Annotated in this window: 1 protein-coding gene; it reads left to right on the top strand. The window is 41.7% G+C overall.

Features of this window, described 5'->3' with window-relative positions; genetic code table 11:
- Positions 1-412 (top strand): hypothetical protein (locus HMPREF1551_RS07905; RefSeq protein ID WP_021628570.1); only part of this gene is annotated, 412 nt, incomplete at both ends.

The raw sequence follows: 412 nt of genomic DNA, 5'->3' as shown, positions 1-412 counted from the left end.
ACCTATCGCCGTGCCTATCCTTTTGCTAAAATCCTTTACCCTGGCAAGGAGGATTTTACCCCTCAAAAGCGTTTGCGTATCTTTGGAGACATCAAAAACAATGATTGGGATTGCGTAATTCTCACCCACGACCAGTTTAAGATGATACCGCAATCCCCCGAGGTGCAACAGAGCATTTTGCAAGAAGAACTCCAAGATGTTGAAGAGAGTCTTTGGCAGTTGGAAAAACAAGGCAGTGAAGTCTCTCGTGCGATGATTAAAGGAATGTACAAGCGTAAAGAAAACCTAGAAGTAAAGCTCAAAACCTTAGAACACGACATCAATGAGCGCACCGATGATACAGTAGATTTTAAGATGATGGGTATTGACCATCTGTTAGTAGATGAAAGCCATAAGTTCAAGAACTTAATGT

The organism is Capnocytophaga sp. oral taxon 863 str. F0517, from assembly GCF_000466425.1.
Lineage (GTDB): Bacteria > Bacteroidota > Bacteroidia > Flavobacteriales > Flavobacteriaceae > Capnocytophaga.
This window is presented reverse-complemented; position numbering and strand designations above follow the sequence as displayed.